Genomic DNA, 20,321 nt, shown 5'->3' with positions numbered 1-20,321 from the left:
GCTCCCTCAGTGGCTTGATGCCGTGACGCGCTGTATGGCGTTTGTCGTCTCCGTCCAGGCCGGCTTGTCCGGAGCAAAGCGCGCCCTGAGATAGGCGGCGAGATCCTTGATCTGGCTTTCGTTCAACGTCTCGCGAAACGCCGGCATCGACATCACCTCTGGGCCTTCGCGGCCGGTGGTTTGCGCAAGGATCGCCGGCGCCTCGACGCCGTTCAGGATCGCCTGGATGAGATTGTCGGGTGTGTCTGCATGCAGGTTGCTGTTGAGGGCAAGCGACGACAGGATAGTGTTTCCGGTATGGCAGGTGGCGCAGGCGCCGTTGAAAAGCCGCTCGCCCTTCGGTGAAATATGCGCAGCAGAGACCTTGGCGGCTTCGCTCGCCGCAACGGCCGCTTCACTCTGTGCCTTGGTGTCGGCAGGCGCTTCGTTCAGGCTTGCGAGATAGGTTGCCATGGCGCGGATATCGGTGTCCGGCAGCGGCTGCATCACTTCGACGACATGCGCCATCGGGCCCGCCGCGCTGCCATGATCGCGCGAGTGACCGGTGCGCAGATAGTCGTAGAAAGCATCGGCGGTCCAGCCGACCGGACCCTTGGCGAAGGCATTCAAGGCCGGCGCTTCCCAGCCATCGGCAAAGCCGCCGGAAAGCCTGGCGCTGCCGCTCTTTTCCGCGCCGAGCATGTTTCGATCGGTGTGGCAGGCCGAACAGTGGCCGAGCGTTTCCACTAGGTAAGCGCCTCTGTTCCACTGTGCATTACGGGCCTGGACGTATTTGAACGGCTCCGCTTTCAGGAAAAGCGCGTTCCAGCCCGCCATCATCGCGCGGATGCTGTAGGGGAATTTCAGTTTCGTCTCCGGCGCCTTTTCGGCAACCGGGGCCTGCGTCATCATGTAGGCATAGAGCGCCTGAAGATCAGCATCATCGGCACCCGCAAATGATGTGTAGGGGTGGGCGGGATAGAGGTGATGGCCGTCACGGCTCACGCCCTCGCGCATGGCCCGCTCGAAGGCCGGATAGGACCACGCGCCAATACCGTTTTCCGTGTCCGGCGTGATATTGGTGGCATAGACCTCCCCAAAAGGCGTGTCGAAGCGTCGACCGCCAGCAAAGGGCGTGCCGTCGGGGCCGACATGGCACACATTGCAGGCACCGGCAGCTGCCGCCAGCCGTCCACGCTCGATGGTGGCGGCGCTATAGACATTGGTATCCGGCCGCTGAATGGTGCCGATTGCCTGTCGCCATGGCGAGGACACGGTGACGATGCCGGACAGTGCCGCGACAGCACCGACGGCGGAAAGACCGATGTTCCACCACTTACGCTTATTCGCGGGCGGGGCGGAAGGGGTTTCATCCTTCTTGCCGTTCAGCGCAGCGAGCACCAGCTCCGGCGTCAATGGCAATTCACGGAAGCGAATGCCGGTGGCGTCATAGACCGCGTTGGCAATGGCCGAGGCACTGGGAACGGAGGCGGACTCTCCGACGCCGAGCGGCGGTTCGTCCTGCCGCGGCAGCATCAGCACGTCGATGGCGGGCACCTCGGGGAAGGTGATCAGCGGATAGCCGCCCCATTCCTTCGACTGCACGGCGGTCGACGAGAATTCGACCTTCTCCTTCAGCACCCGGCTGGTGGATTGAATGATATTGCCATGGATCTGGTGGCGCACGCCATCGGGATTGATCATCATCCCGGAATCCTGCGCGCAGGTGACCTTGGTCACCGCGATCTCGCCTGTCTTCTTATTGACGGCGACATCGGCGACCCAAGCGGCCCATGCGGCGGCCTTGCCCGGGAACGGCCCGTGGACGTAAACGGCATAGGCAAACCCGCGCCCATAGAGCAGGTCGCCCTCGCCGCCGAGAGTGCCCCATGCCGTATGCGGCACCCACTTCGCCCGGTCGGCCAGCGCATGCACCAGATCGACGGCGCGCGGATCGTGGAGGTAGCGAAGCCGGTACTCGACCGGATCGACGCCGGCGGCGGCGGCCAGTTCGTCGACGTAGCATTCGTGGGCAAAAGTGTTCGGCATCGCCGAGACGCCGCGGAACCAGGAAGCGCGCGCGATCGGCGGCATGTCATGCACGGTCACGCGAAGATTGCCGTAAGCATAGGGCGGGATCGCGGTGCGGTCGCCCATCTGCACGACGTCGGAAACCGGAGGCACCTTGCCGGTGAGGATTAGGGACAGCGTCGGCGCCAGATTGGAGGGGTAGCGCGTTTCGAAATCGTAGGCAGACGGACCACCCTCCAGATCGAGACCGCCGCGCACGTCCATGATCTGGGCGGCGCCCTTCGGCTCCCAGGCATGTTCCTGCTCGCGGGTCAGTTGCACCCGCACGGGTGCCTTGACGGCGCGCGACAGCAGTGCTGCGTCAGCCGTGACGTCGTCGGCGCAGTTACGGCCATAGCAGCCCGCAGCTTCCAGCCGCTCGACCTGGATGAGATCTTCCGGCATGTCGAGAAGGAGTGCCAGATCGCGGCGCATGGGGAATGGGTTCTGCGTGCCCGACCAGACCGTGAGACCTGTCTCGCTATAGTCCGCCACCGCGCAGGACGGACCGATGGAGCCGTGCATCTGGTAGGGCCATATATACGTGCGGTTCATCGGCTGGGCGCTGCCGGCCAGCGCCATATCGACATTGCCAAGGTCGGCAAGCTTGCGCGGCCTCGCCGGGTTGGCTCGAATCGCCTTTTCAGGTGCGTTCAGATCCGGCCACTCGGGCGGCGCGCGCCAGACGACCTTCAGGCTCTTGGCCGCCTCGATGGCGATCTCCTCGCGGGTCGCGACGATACCAACAAAATCGCCGATGGCGACCACGCCGACCAGCCCCTGAATATGCGCGACCGATCCTTCATCGATCGAAATCAGGCTATTGCCGACATGCTCGCCGTGATCGAAACCGGCATAGGGAGGGCGCACGACCCGACCGTGCAGCATGCCGGGCACGCGTACATCATGCACGTAGGTCCAGCGCCCGGTGGCCTTTTCAGGAATATCGACACGCGGACGCGACGAGCCGACGAGCCGATAGTCCGCCGCCGGCTTTAGCGCGGCTGTCTTGTCGATCGACAGCCTCACATGGTCGCCGGCGATGATGTCGCCGAAGCTGAGCTGCCAGTTCTCGCCGCCATCCGTACGAATGATGCCATTGTCCACGATCAGCCGCTCAAGCGCCACGCCAGCCTTGTTTGCCGCCTTGGCGAGCAGATAATGGCGGGCGGTGGCGGCGGCCTGGCGCAGGGGAATGGCAGTGATCTGAATCGTTTCGCTGGCGATCGTCGCACCCTGATTGGGGGCAGCCGAGGTGGCGCCGAGCACCATATCCACCTGCTCGAACGGCACGCTGAGCTCCTCGGCTACGATCTGCGCCAGCGAGGTACGGATGCCGGTCCCGAGATCGACGTGACCGTTGAATGCGGTCACACGGCTATCCGCACCGACCGCGATGTAAAGCTCTGCGGCATCGCCCAGCGACGCATCATTGACGATGAGCAGCATGTCTGCAGCGGACATATAGCCGGATTTTGGCATTTCGCGGTGATTGGTCATGGAGAAACCTCCTTCACGGCGTCCAGCGGCACGGGATCCGGCATGGGTCGGCGCGCACGTTCGGCTTTGGCATAGCCGACGGCCCGCCTGGCTGCAGCGAGTATTTCCATATGCGTCCCACAGCGGCAGAGATGATGGCGCAGTGCTTCGCGAATGTCTTCCTCGTTCGGATCAACATTGCGATTGAGCAGGGAAGCGGTGGCAATGATCATGCCATTCAGGCAGTATCCGCACTGAGCGGCGGCCTCGTCGATAAAGGCTGCCTGGACCGGATGCAGATGCTCGGGTGTCCCGAGCCCTTCAAGCGTGGTTACGCGGCGCGCGCCAACCGCACCGAGCGGCACCGTGCAGGACCGGACGGCACGACCGTCCACGAGAACGGCGCACGCCCCGCATTCCCCGAGCCCACAACCGTACTTCGGGCCGTTGAGAGAGAGATCGTTTCTTAGGATGTACAGGAGCGGTGTTTCCGGGCTTGCTTCGACGCTCGCTACGGCATCGTTCACATTCAAACTGAAGCAAACTGGCAGTGTCAAAGCAGGCCCTCCGCACCGGAGAACGAAACACAGACCACGCCTTTTTCCATCGGCCGAACCGCTACGCAGCAGACATCGCGCGGACGCCCACAAATCATAACGATGCGACAGTCACCGACTCTTCGCATCTATTGCCCCTTTTATTTTATTAAAAAGCGTATACGCTTTATAATGACAGATGACAAGTCGGATTTAGCGATTGCGATTTCCCTAGTATATTCAATTGACGAAGGAATTTCTGCACAATTTTGATGAAAATTAAAGCCTCGCTATTGCTATTTAGAGCGTATGCGCTAGACTTTTGCCAAGCCACCAATCGTGGGAACAATGCGTCGAAAGACAGCTAAGAAGGGTCGCTATGTCTAACGGAAAAGAAAAGATCGCGATTATCGGCGCCGGCCTCGGTGGCGCCGTCGCGGGTGCGCTACTCCAGCACGCGGATTTTGACGTCAACGTCTATGAACAGGCGCCGAGCTTCTCGCGCCTGGGTGCCGGCATCCATATGGGGCCGAACGTCCTGAAGATTTTCGAGCGCATCGGCGTCGACAAGAAGGTCATCCGCATCAGCAGCACACCGAGCCATTGGCTCAGCCGCGACGGCATTACCGGCGAATACACCGCGCGGGTTCCGCTCGAAGGTTACGGCCAGACCTATTGCACCGTTCACCGCGGAGACCTGCAGGCCATTCAGTGCGATGCGTTGCAGCCGGGCACCTTGCATTTCGGCAAGAAGCTGGCCCGCCTCGACGACAACGGCACCGATGTGCTGATCGAATTCGAAGATGGAACCTCGGTGCGCGCCGATATCGTGATCGGCGCCGACGGTATCAATTCGCGCGTTCGCGAAACGCTGCTCGGCGCAGAAAGGCCGAATTACAGCGGCTGGGTCGGTCATCGCGCTCTGATCTCGTCCGACAAGCTGAAGAAATACGACCTGACGTTTGAGGATTGCGTCAAGTGGTGGGGTTCGGACCGTCACATGATGGTCTACTACACGACGGCTCGCCGCGACGAATATTACTATGTCACCGGCGTTCCGCATCCAGCCTGGGAGTTCGATTCGGCTTTCGTCGACAGCAGCCGCGACGAGATGGCGGCGGCGTTCGAGGGTTATCATCCGATCATCCAGGCTCTGATCGAAAGCACCGATGAGGTGACGAAGTGGCCGTTGTTCAACCGTAACCCGCTGCCACTCTGGAGCAAGGGCCGCCTCGTGCTGCTGGGAGATGCCTGCCATCCGATGAAACCCCATATGGCGCAGGGTGCCGCGATGGCGATCGAAGACGCCGCCATGCTGACCCGCTGCCTGCAGGAAACCGGCATCAACGATTTCCGCGCCGCTTTCGGACTGTATGAGACTAACCGCCGCGACCGCGCGACGCGTGTCCAGAGCGTTTCGAACGCCAACACCTTCCTGCTCAAGCAGGAGGATCCCGCGTGGGTCTATGGCTACGACATCTATGCCGAGCCGCTGAAGAGCGAGACCGCAGCATGAGCGGCGGCGCCTTGTACGGTGCGAACGTCTTCGCCAACGGCATTCGGCAACACTATCTGCGCTACGGCGGAAGCGGCTCTGCGGTCATCCTGATCCCTGGCATCACCAGCCCTGCGATCACATGGGGTTTCGTCGCCGAGCGGCTCGCCGAACGCTACGACGTCTACGTGATCGACGTGCGCGGCCGGGGGCTGTCTTCGACGGGGCCCGACCTTGATTACGGCCTCAACGCGATGGCCGCCGACGTGGTCGGCTTCGCCACAGCGCTCGGGCTTCCTGCCCCTGCCCTACTCGGCCATTCGATGGGCGCGCGCATCGCCATCCGCGCCGCCGTTGCGGCGCCCGAGGCGTTTTCGAGGCTCGCGCTGATCGATCCGCCGGTTTCTGGCCCCGGACGCCGCGCCTACCCGAGCAAGCTGCCTTGGTATGTCGACAGCATCCGCCTTGCGCTGAAGGGCATCGATGCGGAAGGCATGAAGGCGTTTTGCCCGACATGGACCGACGAACAGCTGAAACTGCGCGCCGAATGGCTGCACACCTGCTACGAGCCCGCCATCGTCACCGCCTTCGAGGACTTCCACAAGGACGACATCCTCCCGGATCTGCCGAAGCTCAAGCGGCCGGTGATGCTGATGGTGGCCGGCCGAGGAGGCGTGATCGAAACCGTGGACGAGGACGAGGCCCGCTCGCTGTATCCGGCGCTGGAAATCACCCGGGTGCCCAATGCCGGGCACATGATCCCTTGGGATGATTTCGACGGCTTCTTTGCCGCGCTTGGAGATTTTCTCTCCCGTTGATTGGAACGGCGGCGGATCGACGATCCACCGGCGTTTGTTTGACACTCGCTTTTGCAACGCAGAGGATTCCATCCGTGCAGAAATATTACCGTATCGGCCAGATCGTTCCGAGCTCCAATACAACGATGGAGACCGAAATTCCCGCCATGTTGACGGCACGCCAGTCCATCCGCCCCGAGCGCTTCACCTTCCACTCCAGCCGCATGCGAATGAAGAAAGTGGTCAAGGAAGAACTGGCAGCGATGGACGCCGAATCCGACCGTTGCGCCGTCGAGCTTTCCGACGCCCGCGTCGATGTTCTCGGATACGCCTGCCTGGTTGCGATCATGGCGATGGGCCTCGGCTATCACCGCCAGTCGGAAAAGCGCCTCACCGGCCGCACTCAGGAAAACGACACGAACATTCCGGTTGTTACCAGCGCCGGCGCGCTGATCGAAGGCCTGAAGGTGATGAAGGCCAAGAAGATTGCCGTCGTCGCACCGTATATGAAGCCCCTCACCGAACTCGTCGTGAACTATATTCGCGAAGAGGGCTTCGAGGTGATGGATTGGCGGGCGCTGGAAATTGCCGATAATCTCGATGTCGCCCGCCACGACCCGGAAAACCTGCCGGCCATCGTGCAGACGCTCGACCTGACCGACGTTGACGTGATCGTGCTTTCGGCCTGCGTGCAGATGCCGTCGCTGCCGGTGATTGCCAAGGTCGAAGCCATGACCGGCAAGCCGGTTCTGACCGCCGCGGTTGCAACCACATACTGCATGTTGAAGAAGCTCGGCCTGGAGGCAGTCGTGCCCGGCGCCGGCGCACTTCTGTCCGGCGGTTACTGAAGAGGGCCATTATGCAGAGCGCAGAAAGCAATTATCAGGGCGTCTGGGGCAACCGCATCGGCTTCGGTCAACGCCCTGCCCTGCTCGTCATTGACTTCCTCAAGGGATACACCACCGAGGGCGCGCCTTTGTTTGCGGCGGGCGTGGTTGAAGCGGTCGCGCAAACACCGGCGCTGATCCAGGCCGCCCGCGAGGCCGGCATTCCGGTCATCCATACGCGCATCCTCTATCTCGCGGAAAACTGCGCCGATGGCGGCATGTGGGTGAAGAAATCGCCTGTCATGAAGGGGATGGTCGAAGGCAACGCACTTGCCGAGTTCTGCGACGGCGTCGAGCCTTCCAATGGCGAGCTCGTCATCGTCAAGCAATATGCCAGCGCCTTCTTCGGCACCAGCCTCGCCTCACAGTTGCATGCGCAGGGCATCGACACCGTGATCATGGCCGGCTGCTCGACCAGCGGCTGCATTCGCGCCACCGCCGTCGATGCGGTCCAGCACGGATTTCGGGGCATCGTCGTGCGCGAATGCGTCGGCGACCGGCACCCGGATCCGCACAATGCCAACCTCTTCGATATCGACAGCAAATATGGCGATGTCGTTTCGAGGGAGGAGGCGATCGCCGAAATCGCCAAGGTCAAGTCCGACTGTCCGTAACTGGACGAAACACCCAAGCCTTCAAGCAAGATAAGGGAACGAGCATGGATCAATTCAGCTTCACGGAAATCTGCCTACATCAGTTGAAGATGTCGGGCGTCCACGAGGGAGAAAAACTCATTGTCCTTACCCAGGGCAACGAGCGCCTCGATTACGCCGACGCCTTCATGGCGGCGGGCATGCGTCTTGGCGCCAAGATGTATCACATGCGTTTGCCGCCGGTGCCGCCGGCAGGTGCATGGGCGGTCGGCCAGACAGGCCTTGCTGCCATGCCGGAAGCGGTAGAGGCCCTGAAGGCCGCCGACATGCTGATCGATTGCATCTTTCTACTCTTCAGCCCGGAACAGATGTCGATCCAGGCGGCCGGCACGCGTATCCTGACCGCCGTGGAACCGCCGGAGATTCTGGCGCGCATGCTGCCGACAAAGGAACTGCGCGAGCGCGTTGAATTTGCCGGAGACCTGCTGTCCAAGGCGAAGGTGATGCGGATCACTTCTCCGCATGGTACGGATGTCACCTACAAGCTCAACACCTATCCCGCCATTACGGAATATGCGTGCACGGACGAGCCGGGCCGCTGGGATCATTGGCCGTCCGGCTTTGTCTTTACCGGTGGTGACGACGATGGCGTCGACGGGACAATCGTCGTTGCTCCGGGCGATATCCTGCTGCCGCAGAACATCTACGTGCGCGACCCGATCATTTATACGATCGAAAACGGTTGGATCACCGACATTCGTGGCGGTCTCGATGCCGAGCTGGTCAAATCCTATATGGCAGGTTTCAACGACCCGCGTGGCATGGGCATGAGCCATGTCGGCTGGGGCCTTAATCAGAACGCTAAGTGGCATCGAATGGTGCCCGGCGAATTCCCCGGAGGCATGGGCATGGAGGCACGCTCCTTCTACGGCAACGTGATGTTCTCCACTGGCCCCAACAACGAGCTCGGCGGCCCGAACGACACCGCCTGCCATCTGGACATCCCGATGCGCGGTTGCTCGCTGTTCCTCGACGATGAACCGATGGTTCTGGATGGCGACATCGCCGTCAAGGAAATGAAGTACAACTTCAAATAGCCGAGATAGCCAAACCGCTTCGCGTGAAATCGCGCGGAGCGGGTGCGGCTCGAGACGCCTTGACCAGCGCAACCTGCTGTGATGTTTCCTGCAGTCCGCGATGCATTCGCGCCGAAGAGCCGCAAACCGATGGACCACACCGACGATGACCGCAAAAGACACCGAAGGCCTCCCCGAAGCGCCGGCGCCTCAGAATGGCTACCACGTCACGGAGCAAGTCGGGCATCTGCTGCGCAAGGCCTATCAGCGTCATCTGTCGATTTTCCAGACCAATGCCAGTGATCCAGACCTGACATCGGTGCAGTTTGTGACGCTGTGCGCGCTGCATGACCTCGGGCCCAGTTCACAGGTCGAGCTCGTCAAGGCCACCTCCGTCGACCAGGCGACCATCCGTGGCATCGTCGAGCGGCTGAAGGCCCGCGGACTGATCGATCTCTCCAAGGACCAGGCCGACGGCCGCAAGGTGGTGATCTCCCTGCTGCCCAAGGGCGAAGCCCTGCTGCAGGACATGTATCCACAAGCCTATATCATCAGCGAAAAGACCGTCGCGCGTCTCAACCCCGCGGAACGCATAGCGTTGTTGTATCTGCTGCGCAAGATCGCCGACGATGAGACTGGAGAACAGTAGGTGTTGATTGGGGTACCTGCGGTCTTGAACGGAATCGAACCATCGATCAGGCGATTGCGGCATATATCGCTTTTTATGGAACTGGCGTTCGCGATTTCGGCTCAGTCTCTATCGCCTGTTAAGAGCATGAGGTTCGGCTGAGTAACAAAAATCAGCCCCTATGAAGCGTTATTCTCGGAATGTGATAGTCCCTGGGGCTGTCCAATCAAGCTCGAATATAATCAGGGAATTCTGCGCTGATAACGTCAATGATGGAAAGAGTGCCTGACAGATGGCGCCTTAGCGCCGCAGCCGCTGCCTCGGGTTTGCCGGACCCTATAGCCTCGACGATTGCCGCGTGGTCCGCGATCACCATCTGCATCTTTCCAGGCATTGGCAGGTTCAGGCGACGCAATCGATCGAGGTGAACACTCTGGCGACGAACATTTGCCCAGAGCTGCAGGATGCCGCTCCTTTCATAGAGTTTTCTGTGAAACTCGCGGTCGATGCCGTCAAATGTGTCGTAGGTTTCGGGCGTTGCCACCGCTTTCTGCCTGGCGAGGATTTCTCCAAGTTCGGCTGCAGTCTTGGCGGGTGCCGCCTCCGTTAACCTTCGCACCGCTTCGAGTTCGATCGACAACCGCAGGAACTGCGCTTGCCTGGCATGGTCAATATCGATCTTCGCCACAACCGTCGCATATTGCGGATAGACATCGACGATCCCTTCTTCCTGCAGCCGCATCAGGGCGTCACGTACCGGCGTCTGGCTGACCCCGAACTCCAACTGCAACGATGCCCGCGACAAAATCGTGCCTGGCGCTAGTTCTACCTTGAGGATGCGCTCCCGCAGAATTTCATGCACCTGTAGCGCCACCTGCCTCGAACGGTCCAGTTGGCTGCCCCTCATCACACTACCCATCCCATTTCCATCCACTTGCTCGCCATCACAGTACTAAAACATAAAAGCGGGGTTGATGCACTGATGTTTTAGTGCTTCAATGCATTAATCGCTTTTCACACTAGGCGAAACCCGGGCCGGGAGGGTCCGCACCTTGGGAGGAAAACCATGCGACTCTTGATCAGCGGCGTGACCGCAATTGCTATGGCTCTAGGCTTGGCTTGTCCGAGCCAGGCACAGGACAAGACCAATATCTCCATCACCCGGCAGCCTGGCATTCTTTATCTTGCGAGCCACGTGATGGAGACGCAGAAGCTCATCGAAAAACAGGCCGCCAACGAGGGTGTCGAGGGCGTGACCGTCGAATGGCGGACTTTTAGCGGCGGTGGCGCCCAGACTGATGCCTTGCTCGCCGGTAATGTCGATGTCGTCAATACAGGTACTGGCAACCTCCTGCTTCTGTGGGATCGCACCCGCGGCAAGGTGAAGGGCATCATCACCAGCTCGGCCCAACCTGTCATCATGGTGTCCAACGACCCGCGCATCAAATCGCTGAAGGATATTGGCGAAGGCGACAAGATCGCCGTGCCGACTGTCGGCGTCTCGACCCAGGCTATCCTGCTGCAGATGGCGGCAGCCAAGCTTTATGGCGACGATCAGGTCAAGAAATTCGATTCCAACACCGTGCAGCTCGGCCATCCGGATGCAGTGGCAGCCATCGCCAACTCCAAGCATGAAGTGAAGAACCACTTCTCCGCACCGCCGTTCCAGTATGTCGAGCTGAAACAGCAAGGTGTCCACAAGGTCACGGATTCGCGCGAAATCCTTGGCGGTGCCTTGACCCAAGCCACCTTCTTCACCACCACGGCCTTCGCAGAAGCCAATCCGAAACTGGTCAAGGCACTGCGTACGGCGACCGAAGAGGCCGTCGCCTTCATCAAGAAGGATCCGAAGGCAGCCCTTGAAGCCTATAAGTCCATCTCCGGCGACAAGACCAGCCTCGACGATCTTCTCGCCATGCTGAAGGAACCCGGCATGGACGAATGGCGCACCGACCCGCAGGGAACGATGAAGTTTGCCGCACATCTCAGCAAGATCGGCACGCTGAAGACCATGCCAAAGGCCTGGACCGACTATTACCTGCCCGACAGCGCCTATCTCAACGGCAACTGAGCCCGTCGCGACACCAGCAGCGGCGGACACGCTTGCCGCTGCTCCTCTTAGGGAGTGAACCCATCATGCAGGCAAATATTGCCGCCGCCGAGCGCATTGCGCCGGCTGCCGACAAGGCACCGCTTCTGTCCGTTGACCACGTGACACTGCGCTACAAGACACCCAACCTTCTCATCACCGCCACCGAAGACGTCAGTTTCAATGTCCGCGAATCCGACCGTTTCGTTCTTCTCGGCCCCTCGGGCTGCGGCAAGTCCACGCTGCTGAAGGCTGTCGGCGGCTACATGGCTCCGTCTGCTGGCGCGATCCACATCAACGGCCGTGAGGTAAAGCGCCCCGGGCCAGACCGGATGATGGTGTTTCAGGAATTCGACCAGCTGATGCCATGGAAGACGGTGTTAGAAAATGTCATGTTCCCGCTCGTTGTCGCCCGCAAGCTGCCGAAGGCCGAAGCCGAGGCGCTGGCTCGCCAATATATCGACAAGGTCAAGCTGACTCGCGCCATCGAAAGCTACCCGCACACACTGTCGGGTGGCATGAAACAGCGCGTGGCCATTGCCCGCGGCATGGCCATGCAGCCGGACATCCTGCTGATGGACGAACCGTTCGCCGCCCTTGACGCGCTGACCCGCCGGCAGATGCAGGACGAGCTGCTGCAGCTCTGGGAAGACACCAAGTTCACGGTCATTTTCGTCACCCACTCGATCGCAGAGGCCATTAAGATCTCAAACCGCATCCTGCTGCTCTCGCCGCATCCCGGCCGCGTGAAGGCAGAGGTCGTCGATGTAGACAGGATCAGCCACGAGGATGGCAGCGCCGCGGCCCTTGAGCGCGATATCCATAACCTGCTGTTCTCCCACGAGCCCGGTCACAAGGAATAAGCCATGCTGTCCGCAAACATCATTCTCGCGGCCGATGTCGAGGCCAACAAACCTTATGACAACATCAAGCCGGTGGAACAGAAGCTCAGCCCACTCGAAACCCTGTGGGGCATCGGCGCCTTGCGCAAGACGCTGCTGATCCTGACCCTTGCCGTCGTCTGGCAGGTCTATGCTTCGTTTCTCGACAACCCGCTGCTGTTCCCGACCCTCACCGACACGATCACCACGCTGATCGACCGCTTTGCGGACGGGACACTGCCGGCCCGGATCTGGACGACGCTGCAGATCCTGTTCGTGGGCTATGCGGTGGGCACGGTGTTGGCCGCGCTCCTGACCGTGCTGGCCATCAACACCCGTATCGGTACCGACTTTCTCGAAACCATGACGGCAATGTTCAATCCGCTCCCGGCCATCTCGCTTTTGCCGCTGGCGCTGATCTGGTTCGGCCTGGGTGCCTCCAGCCTGGTGTTCGTGCTCGTGCATTCGGTGCTCTGGGCCGTTGCCCTCAACACCCATTCCGGTTTCCTCGGCGTGTCTCGCACCCTGCGCATGGTCGGGGCAAACTACGGCCTCACCGGCATTTCATACGTGCTGCGCATCCTCGTGCCGGCCGCCTTCCCGTCCATCCTCACCGGTCTGAAGATCGGTTGGGCCTTTGCCTGGCGCACGCTGATCGCCGCCGAACTTGTCTTCGGCGTCTCGTCCGGCCAGGGCGGTCTCGGCTGGTTCATCTTCGAGAACCGCAACCTGCTCGATATCCCGGCGGTATTCGCCGGCCTTCTCACCGTCATCATTATCGGTCTGATCGTTGAAAACCTCGTTTTCCAGACGATCGAACGCCATACCATCCAGAAATGGGGCATGAAGGAATAGATGTCAGACTGTTCCTTCGCAATTCCCAAGAAGGTCATCCCATGACAAACAAAAAAACGGCAGAAACGCTGCGAAGCGCCCGCTGGTTTGCGCCTGACGACCTGCGCTCATTCGGTCACCGCTCACGCATGATGCAGCTCGGCTATGCGGAAGAGGACTTTCGAGATAAGCCGATCATCGGCATCCTGGACACCTGGTCGGAACTCAACACCTGCCATTCGCACTTCAAGGAACGCGTGCAGGATGTGAAGCGTGGCGTTTCCCAGGCCGGTGGTTTCCCGGTTCAAATGCCGTCGCTCTCGGTCGACGAAAGCTTCACCAAGCCGACTTCCATGCTCTACCGCAACATGCTGGCCATGGAGACGGAAGAGATGATCCGTTCGCATCCACTCGACGGCGTCCTGCTGATGGGCGGTTGCGACAAGACCACGCCTGGCCTCGTCATGGGCGCCATCTCGGCCGGCGTGCCGATGATCTATCTCCCCGCCGGCCCGATGCTTCGTGGCAATTATGCGGGGAAGATCCTGGGCTCCGGTTCGGATGCCTGGAAATACTGGGACGAACGCCGCGCAGGTAACATCTCCGACGAGGAATGGCTGGGCGTGCAGGGTGGCATTGCCCGCTCCGCCGGTACCTGCATGACCATGGGCACTGCCTCGACCATGACGGCGATTGCCGATGCCATGGGCCTGACCCTTCCTGGTGCCTCGTCGATCCCCGCCGTCGATGCCAACCACCAGCGCATGTCGGCAAGCTGCGGCCGTCGCATCGTCGACATGGTCTGGGAAGATCTCACCCCCGACCGGATCGTCACCGATGCTGCCTGCCGCAATGCCGCGATCGTCGCCATGGCCACCGGTTGTTCCACGAATGCAGTCGTGCACCTGATCGCCATTGCGCGGCGCGCCGGTGTCAACTTGACGCTCGACGACCTTGACGCCCTCGGCCGCGTCACGCCGCTGATCGCCAATGTCCGCCCATCCGGCAAGGACTACCTGATGGAGGACTTTTTCTATGCCGGTGGCTTGCGAGCCTTGATGAAGCAGATTGAGGACCGGCTCGAACTTTCGGCAATGACCGTTACTGGCAAGACCATGGGTGAGAACCTCGAGGGCGCGCAGGTCTATAACGACGATGTCATCCGGCCGCTTTCCAATCCGGTCTATCACGAGGGTTCGCTCGCCGTGGTACGCGGCAATCTCTGCCCGGACGGTGCCGTCATCAAGCCGGCTGCCTGTGACCCGAAATATCATGTGCATCAGGGCCCGGCCATGGTGTTCGACAGCTATCCGGAGATGAAGAAGGCGATCGACGACGAGAAACTCGACGTCACGCCCGACCATGTGCTTGTTCTGCGAAATGCTGGCCCGCTCGGCGGGCCGGGCTTTCCCGAATGGGGCATGCTGCCCATCCCCAAGGCCCTTATCAAGCAAGGCCACCGCGACATGCTGCGCATCTCCGACGCCCGCATGTCCGGCACATCCTACGGCGCCTGCGTGCTGCACGTTTCGCCGGAAAGTTATATCGGCGGGCCGCTGTCGCTCCTGCAGAACGGCGATATCGTCCGTCTCGACCTGCCCAATCGTCAACTCGACATGCTGGTGAGCGGGGATGAGCTTGCCCGCCGCAAGGCCGAATGGAAGGCGCCGGAGCCGCGCTTCCAGCGCGGTTACGGCTGGATGTTCTCCCGCCACGTGACGCAGGCCGACCAGGGTTGCGACTTCGATTTTCTGGAAACCGGTTTCGGCAAGAATGCCGGCGAGCCGGATATCTATTGAGGAAGGGAATACCGATGACCGACTACGTATTGAGCGAAGCGACCCGCGCCAAATTCAAGAAGATCTCGACCGCATCGATCGCCACAGCGCTGTTCAAGCGCGGCCTTCGCAACCAGTTCATCCAGGGCGTCGTGCCCGTGGCGCCGAAGGCCGATACCATGGTCGGGCAGGCCTTTACACTGCGCTACATTCCGGCCCGCGAGGATCGCAATCCGATCACCGTATTCCGCAATGCCGATCATCCGCAGCGCGTCGCGATGGAAACCTGCCCACCCGGCCATGTCTTGGTGATGGATGCCCGTAAGGACGCCCGCGCAGCGACTGCCGGGTCGATCCTGATCACCCGCCTGGCGCTACGCGGCGCCGCCGGCGTCGTCTCGGATGGCGGCTTTCGCGACGCGGTCGGCATCGGCGAACTCGACATGCCCGCCTATTACGCAAAGCCGTCGGCCCCGACCAATCTGACTCACCACGAAGCGCTCGATATCAATGTGCCGATCGCCTGCGGCGATGTGGCGGTATTTCCCGGTGACGTGCTGGTCGGCGATCGAGACGGCGTGATGGTAATCCCAGCTCATCTTGCGGAAGAACTTGCCGAGGAATGCACGGCGATGGAAAGCTTCGAGGATTTTGTCCTCGAGCAGGTCAAGGCTGGCGAAGCCATCATCGGTCTTTACCCTCCTACCAAGGACGAGCACTTGGCGAAGTATGAAACGTGGCGCCAAACCTGCGGGCGCTGAAGGCCGTGTGGCCTTTCTCCTTACCCTGCCACCAGCATGCTGTGGTTCCAAGTAGTGACTGACGTTTACTATTTCTTTGTAAGGCCGAGGTTTTGCGCAAGCTGCTGTCGACCGCCTTTGCCGACATGAAACGACGTACCCAAGGGCGTGTTCAACCTTGTTCATGGAGATGGCCGCGTTGTCGGCAATGCTTTGACGAGCCATGCCGACGTCGACCTTGTATCTTTCACCGGCTCAACTGCGGCTGGGATCGAGGTGGCTCGCACCGGTGCCCTCACAGTCAAAAGGGTGCATCAGGAACTGGGGGGAAAGTCACCCAACATCGTTCTCCGTAGCGCGGACCTCGCTTCTGCTGTCGAAGGGGGCGTGGCGCAGATGATGCTGAACAGCGGACAGAACTGCAGCGCACCGTCTCGGATGCTGGTCCACGTCGATCAGGTTGCCGAAGCAATCAGCTATGCCAAGGCGGCCGCCGAAACGTGGTCGGTCGGCCATCCTGCTTCGAATGCAAAGATGGGACCGGTGGCCTCGGAAGCGCAATGGAACAAAATCCAGCGTCTGATCCAGTCGGGTCTCGATGAAGGCGCCACGCTTGTGACTGGAGGGCTCGGCCGTCCCGACGGGCTTAATGCTGGCTTCTACGTCCGGCCTACGATCTTTGCCGATGTGCGCAACGACATGACGATCGCGCGCGAAGAAATCTTCGGGCCAGTCCTGGTCATCATCGCCTATTCCGACGAGGAGGAAGCGGTGAGGATCGCCAACGACACGACCTACGGCCTTGCTGCCTATGTCCAGGGTGAGCGGGTTGCGGCCGAAGCTGTCGCGCGTCGCCTGCGTGCCGGCCAAGTCTACCTGAACAATGTCAATCTTGATCTGGCTGCGCCTTTCGGGGGCTACAAGCAGTCCGGCAACGGACGTGAATGGGGTCCGATGGCGATCGCTGAATTCCTTGAGACCAAGGCCATCATCGGTTTCCGTCAGGCAGCCTAGCAGCCCGATCTGATTATGGATGCCCGGAACTCAATTGATCCGGGCAAGAACTAAACGAAATGGGTTTTCGATCATACTTCCGGGAGAGCGCGCCGGGCTTTCAGATGCTGGAGACGGTTGCAACCCTTGAAGAGCCCGAAATTGCTTATGAGGCCACGCGTCACCTTTTGCAGACCGAACCAAATTGGGTCGGACTTTACGTTGCCGGCGGCGGCATCACCGGTGTGATGCGAGCCCTGCGGGAGGATGGTGGTCCGGCAGCCAAACGCCTGGTGGTCATAGCACACGAACTCACGAATGAAACAAAAGCCGGTCTTGCTGAAGGATTGATCAAGGTCGTCCTATCTCACCCGGCAAAGCAGTTGGGGGAGACCTTGGTGCGTGCAATGGCGCAAGCTCTCGATACCGACCGATCACCGACCGTGTCGCAGCACATTGTCCCCTTCGACTTCTACACAGCGACTAATATCTAGGAAAACTGCCTGGTGATCCGTTGGCGGCCGTTGTGACATCCCCCCGGACTTTTCTCAATACTCCGCGGGCACCTCATATACTTCTGCAGCTGGATCCTCGAGGAATGAGCGCACCGTCGGTGGTAGCTGGCGCGACGATAGCGGGACAGGTCCACAGCGCGCAAGAAGTTCACGCAAGTCTGGCTCGGTGCCGACATGCCGCCAGATCATCCGCGAGGCATAGGGGAGGTTTTCCCTTCGCCAGGAAATTCCCATCGTCGTCCCGCGTAGATAGACGCGCTGATACTCGTCGAATGGCAGGAGGATCGTCTGCGACAGCATGGCGTTCGGTCCGACGACACGCTGCGTGATGAAGATCCGGTTCCGATAGAAGGCCGCCAAGCCCACATATTTCGAAAACTGCTGAATGCCGCTTCCGAGGTCTCGAAGCCGCTCCATCGATTTGGCCTGCACCAATCCACCCTGCTCAATAAGGCGGCTGCACGAACAGACAACCATCCCGGGCCAGGATGGCGAACGATAATAGGTCTGAAAATAGCCGATGTGACGCCTGAGCGCGGCTAGGTTTCCGGGAAACGCTTTGAGAAGCTCTGAACCTCCGTTGATACCGAGGACGGGTTTGTGAAGTCGCTCGCGAAACTGCTTGGGAGCGAGGCCAAAGTCGGCTGCGTCAAGATCGAAATAGTTGGCGATGCGAGCCAGATTATGGGCGGAAGGCCTCGTCTGGCCGTTGATGTATCGATTGAATTGTTGCCGGTTGATATCGATTGCACGGCACAGATGCGAAATTGAACGTTGCGTTGCGCAGGCGATTTTGAGGTTCTCGACCAGGTGAGGCATCCGTAACTCCGTCTTCTCGTGAACCAGCGTAAACTCGCTTAAGGATGCGTCAAGTCGCGAAATTGCGTGAGCCGGCCCAGCCTCTACGTTCCCACTTACAAATGAAAAAGAGGGAACCGTCATGACGCATCAAAAGGATCAATCTTCGCAGCCGAAAATCGGCCGCCGCCACTTCCTCGGCGGTGCCGTCGCGCTCGGCGCCTTGCCGGCCCTCGCCTCGGGCCTCCTGATGCCGCGTGACGCACGGGCGCAGGAAGCCAAGCGTGGCGGCCATCTGAAGCTTGGCCTCAAGGGCGGCGCCACCAGCGACGCGCTCGACCCGGCGACATACAGTGCCTCGGTACTGTTCGTCATTGGCCGCCTCTGGGGCGACACACTTGTCGGATCCGATCCCAAGACTGGTGCACCCCTGCCCTCGCTGGCAACCTCCTGGACGCCGTCGGCGGATGCTTCGATCTGGACCTTCAAGATCAGGAACGATGTACGGTTTCACGACGGCAGCAAGATGACCGTCGCCGATATCATCGCGACGCTGAAGCGGCACGCGGACAAAAACTCGCAGTCGGGCGCACTTGGGCTCATGGCGTCAATTGCAGGCATTGAAGAAAAGGCGGGCGATCTCGTTCTGACGCTTTCCGAAGGCAATGCGGATCTGCCCCTCCTTTTGACCGACTACCACCTGATCATCCAGCCGAAGGGCGGCGTCGAAAAGCCGGCAGCAGCTGTCGGCACCGGTCCTTACATTCTAAAAAGCTTCGAACCCGGGGTCCGCGCCACATTCGAGAAAAACAAGGACGACTGGCGCTCCGACCGCGGCTTTGTCGACAGCGTCGAAATACTCGTCATCAACGACAACACGGCCCGCGTTGCGGCGCTTGCCTCCGGCCAGGTTCATTTCGTCAACAGTATCGACCCGAAGACAGTTCCTATGCTGCAGCGGGCACCGACTGTGAGTATCATCCGAAATGCAGGCAAGGGCTTCTACTGCTTCCTGATGCATTGCGACACGGCGCCCTTCGACAACAGCGACCTTCGTCTCGCGTTGAAATATGCCATCGATCGCCAGTCGATCCTGGACAAGGTTCTCGCCGGCTATGGAACGATCGGCAACGACTATCCGGTCAACTCCAACTACCCCCTGGCGCCGACCGATATCGAGCAACGGCCGTATGATCCCGACAAGGCCGCCTTCTACTTTAAGAAATCGGGTCTCGACCGTCCAATTCTGTTGCGCACCTCCGACGCAGCCTTCCCGGGCGCCGTGGATGCGGCGATCCTGTTCCAGCAAAGCGCGCGCAAGGCCGGGATCACGATCGACGTGAAGCGCGAACCCGAAGACGGCTACTGGACTAATGTCTGGAACAAGCAGCCCTTCTGCGCCTCCTTCTGGGGCGGCCGGCCGACACAGGATTCGCGCTATTCCACCTCCTATCTATCGACCGCCGAATGGAACGACACGCATTTCAAGCACCCTGACTTCGACAAGTTGGTATTGCAGGCGCGGTCTGAGCTCGATGAAGCCAAGCGCAAGGTGCTTTATCGACAGCTGGCTCTGATGGTGCGAGACGATGGCGGTCTGATCCTGCCCGTCTTCAACGACAACATCATGGCCTCTTCGAAGACGCTGAAGGGCTATGTCGACGATATCGGCAACGACATGTCGAACGGCTACGTCGCGACCCGCGTTTGGCTGGACGCCTGATGGCAAGGGGCGCATGCCCCTCCGATCTCCAACGAAGCCGGGACCGTGGGTGAAATCCGCGGTCCTCCCGACGTTTTAGCGCGAGGTCTTCGCCATGACCAATCCGGCCCCAAGCAATATCCTGCCCGGCCTCGGGTTCCGGCAGCGTTTTCCGCTGCTCGCCCTCATCCTCGAGCGCTTCGTGCTCAGCATCGTCCTGCTTTTTGCCGTTTCCATCCTGATCTTCGGTGGGCTGGAAGCGCTGCCCGGCGATTTTGCAACCACCTATCTCGGCCAGTCGGCAACGCCGCAGGCCGTTGCCAATATTCGCCAGGACCTAGGGCTGAACCGTCCGATAACGACGCGCTACGTCGAGTGGCTCGGCAACGCCGTCCAAGGTGACTTCGGCACGTCCTGGGCCAGCAAGAATTCGGTGAGCGAGCAGATCGGC

Annotated in this window: 17 protein-coding genes and 2 pseudogenes; 15 read left to right on the top strand and 4 right to left on the bottom strand. The window is 60.6% G+C overall.

Translation table 11 applies throughout. The features are described 5' to 3' along the window. Positions 1-6 precede the first annotated feature (6 nt). The gene (locus FHT71_RS17470) at positions 7-3,549 is read right to left on the bottom strand and encodes a molybdopterin cofactor-binding domain-containing protein (RefSeq protein ID WP_132590415.1); all 3,543 of its coding nucleotides are present in this window, start codon (positions 3,547-3,549) and stop codon (positions 7-9) included. Further along, positions 3,546-4,061, bottom strand: a complete 516-nt coding sequence (locus FHT71_RS17465) for a (2Fe-2S)-binding protein (protein WP_037083984.1) — start codon at positions 4,059-4,061, stop codon at positions 3,546-3,548. The genes FHT71_RS17470 and FHT71_RS17465 overlap by 4 nt, the downstream gene beginning before the upstream one ends. Positions 4,062-4,443: 382 nt before the next feature. On the opposite strand from FHT71_RS17465, the gene FHT71_RS17460 reads away from it, so the two are divergent. The 6 genes from FHT71_RS17460 to FHT71_RS17435 all read left to right on the top strand — a co-directional run bounded on the left by FHT71_RS17460 (position 4,444) and on the right by FHT71_RS17435 (position 9,561). Further along, the gene (locus FHT71_RS17460; protein ID WP_132590413.1) at positions 4,444-5,580 is read left to right on the top strand and encodes an FAD-dependent monooxygenase; all 1,137 of its coding nucleotides are present in this window, start codon (positions 4,444-4,446) and stop codon (positions 5,578-5,580) included. Then, positions 5,577-6,377 (top strand): alpha/beta hydrolase, encoded by an 801-nt coding sequence (locus tag FHT71_RS17455; RefSeq protein WP_007800770.1) that lies wholly within the window; start codon positions 5,577-5,579, stop codon positions 6,375-6,377. The genes FHT71_RS17460 and FHT71_RS17455 overlap by 4 nt, the downstream gene beginning before the upstream one ends. A gap of 74 nt (positions 6,378-6,451) precedes the next feature. Beyond that, a complete protein-coding gene (locus tag FHT71_RS17450; RefSeq protein WP_132590411.1) occupies positions 6,452-7,204 on the top strand; it encodes an Asp/Glu racemase in 753 nt (250 codons plus the stop codon). A gap of 11 nt (positions 7,205-7,215) precedes the next feature. Continuing rightward, positions 7,216-7,857 (top strand): N-carbamoylsarcosine amidohydrolase, encoded by a 642-nt coding sequence (locus tag FHT71_RS17445; RefSeq protein WP_132590409.1) that lies wholly within the window; start codon positions 7,216-7,218, stop codon positions 7,855-7,857. A gap of 44 nt (positions 7,858-7,901) precedes the next feature. Further along, positions 7,902-8,933 carry a leucyl aminopeptidase gene (locus FHT71_RS17440; RefSeq protein ID WP_132590407.1) on the top strand — a complete coding sequence of 344 codons (1,032 nt, stop codon included), beginning with the start codon at positions 7,902-7,904 and terminating at the stop codon, positions 8,931-8,933. Between the two features lie 145 nt (positions 8,934-9,078). After that, complete coding sequence (locus tag FHT71_RS17435; protein ID WP_132590405.1) at positions 9,079-9,561, top strand: MarR family winged helix-turn-helix transcriptional regulator; 483 nt, start codon at positions 9,079-9,081, stop codon at positions 9,559-9,561. A gap of 205 nt (positions 9,562-9,766) precedes the next feature. On the opposite strand, the gene FHT71_RS17430 is transcribed toward FHT71_RS17435, so the two are convergent. Continuing rightward, a complete protein-coding gene (locus tag FHT71_RS17430; RefSeq protein ID WP_007800779.1) occupies positions 9,767-10,459 on the bottom strand; it encodes a GntR family transcriptional regulator in 693 nt (230 codons plus the stop codon). A 147-nt stretch (positions 10,460-10,606) separates the two neighbouring features. Here FHT71_RS17430 and FHT71_RS17425 point away from each other — a divergent pair, with 147 nt between their 5' ends. The 7 genes and pseudogenes from FHT71_RS17425 to FHT71_RS17395 all read left to right on the top strand — a co-directional run. Beyond that, positions 10,607-11,611 carry an ABC transporter substrate-binding protein gene (locus FHT71_RS17425; RefSeq protein ID WP_183721202.1) on the top strand — a complete coding sequence of 335 codons (1,005 nt, stop codon included), beginning with the start codon at positions 10,607-10,609 and terminating at the stop codon, positions 11,609-11,611. Positions 11,612-11,676: 65 nt separating this feature from the next. Further along, entirely contained in the window at positions 11,677-12,492 is an 816-nt protein-coding gene (locus tag FHT71_RS17420) for an ABC transporter ATP-binding protein (protein WP_132590401.1), read from the top strand. Positions 12,493-12,495: 3 nt separating this feature from the next. Next, on the top strand, positions 12,496-13,365 hold the full coding sequence (locus FHT71_RS17415) for an ABC transporter permease (protein WP_183721199.1): 870 nt from the start codon (positions 12,496-12,498) through the stop codon (positions 13,363-13,365). 41 nt (positions 13,366-13,406) lie between these two features. Further along, positions 13,407-15,143 (top strand): L-arabinonate dehydratase, encoded by a 1,737-nt coding sequence (gene araD, locus FHT71_RS17410; protein WP_132590397.1) that lies wholly within the window; start codon positions 13,407-13,409, stop codon positions 15,141-15,143. Positions 15,144-15,157: 14 nt separating this feature from the next. After that, complete coding sequence (locus tag FHT71_RS17405; RefSeq protein ID WP_132590395.1) at positions 15,158-15,883, top strand: ribonuclease activity regulator RraA; 726 nt, start codon at positions 15,158-15,160, stop codon at positions 15,881-15,883. Positions 15,884-16,018: 135 nt separating this feature from the next. Beyond that, positions 16,019-16,876 (top strand): annotated as a pseudogene (locus tag FHT71_RS17400) (aldehyde dehydrogenase family protein); the annotation flags it as partial. A gap of 44 nt (positions 16,877-16,920) precedes the next feature. Then, positions 16,921-17,349: pseudogene (locus FHT71_RS17395) on the top strand (substrate-binding domain-containing protein); the annotation flags it as partial. Positions 17,350-17,403: 54 nt separating this feature from the next. Here the strand turns inward: FHT71_RS17395 and FHT71_RS17390 are convergent. Continuing rightward, on the bottom strand, positions 17,404-18,189 hold the full coding sequence (locus FHT71_RS17390; RefSeq protein ID WP_132590393.1) for a helix-turn-helix transcriptional regulator: 786 nt from the start codon (positions 18,187-18,189) through the stop codon (positions 17,404-17,406). A gap of 121 nt (positions 18,190-18,310) precedes the next feature. Between FHT71_RS17390 and FHT71_RS17385 the strand changes: the two genes are divergently transcribed. Beyond that, complete coding sequence (locus FHT71_RS17385) at positions 18,311-19,891, top strand: ABC transporter substrate-binding protein (protein WP_132590391.1); 1,581 nt, start codon at positions 18,311-18,313, stop codon at positions 19,889-19,891. A 94-nt stretch (positions 19,892-19,985) separates the two neighbouring features. After that, the coding region (locus FHT71_RS17380; RefSeq protein ID WP_132590389.1) for an ABC transporter permease at positions 19,986-20,321 on the top strand (336 nt) is incomplete at its 3' end.

Source organism: Rhizobium sp. BK060, from assembly GCF_014193145.1.
GTDB lineage: Bacteria > Pseudomonadota > Alphaproteobacteria > Rhizobiales > Rhizobiaceae > Rhizobium.
This window is presented reverse-complemented; position numbering and strand designations above follow the sequence as displayed.

Coding starts and splice junctions, on each gene's coding strand:
- FHT71_RS17470 (WP_132590415.1), bottom strand. CDS start 3,549: ATGACCAATCACCGCGAAATGCCAAAATCCGGCTATATGTCCGCTGCA.
- FHT71_RS17460 (WP_132590413.1), top strand. CDS start 4,444: ATGTCTAACGGAAAAGAAAAGATCGCGATTATCGGCGCCGGCCTCGGT.
- FHT71_RS17455 (WP_007800770.1), top strand. CDS start 5,577: ATGAGCGGCGGCGCCTTGTACGGTGCGAACGTCTTCGCCAACGGCATT.
- FHT71_RS17445 (WP_132590409.1), top strand. CDS start 7,216: ATGCAGAGCGCAGAAAGCAATTATCAGGGCGTCTGGGGCAACCGCATC.
- FHT71_RS17440 (WP_132590407.1), top strand. CDS start 7,902: ATGGATCAATTCAGCTTCACGGAAATCTGCCTACATCAGTTGAAGATG.
- FHT71_RS17435 (WP_132590405.1), top strand. CDS start 9,079: ATGACCGCAAAAGACACCGAAGGCCTCCCCGAAGCGCCGGCGCCTCAG.
- FHT71_RS17430 (WP_007800779.1), bottom strand. CDS start 10,459: ATGGGTAGTGTGATGAGGGGCAGCCAACTGGACCGTTCGAGGCAGGTG.
- FHT71_RS17425 (WP_183721202.1), top strand. CDS start 10,607: ATGCGACTCTTGATCAGCGGCGTGACCGCAATTGCTATGGCTCTAGGC.
- FHT71_RS17420 (WP_132590401.1), top strand. CDS start 11,677: ATGCAGGCAAATATTGCCGCCGCCGAGCGCATTGCGCCGGCTGCCGAC.
- FHT71_RS17415 (WP_183721199.1), top strand. CDS start 12,496: ATGCTGTCCGCAAACATCATTCTCGCGGCCGATGTCGAGGCCAACAAA.
- araD (WP_132590397.1), top strand. CDS start 13,407: ATGACAAACAAAAAAACGGCAGAAACGCTGCGAAGCGCCCGCTGGTTT.
- FHT71_RS17405 (WP_132590395.1), top strand. CDS start 15,158: ATGACCGACTACGTATTGAGCGAAGCGACCCGCGCCAAATTCAAGAAG.
- FHT71_RS17390 (WP_132590393.1), bottom strand. CDS start 18,189: ATGCCTCACCTGGTCGAGAACCTCAAAATCGCCTGCGCAACGCAACGT.
- FHT71_RS17385 (WP_132590391.1), top strand. CDS start 18,311: ATGACGCATCAAAAGGATCAATCTTCGCAGCCGAAAATCGGCCGCCGC.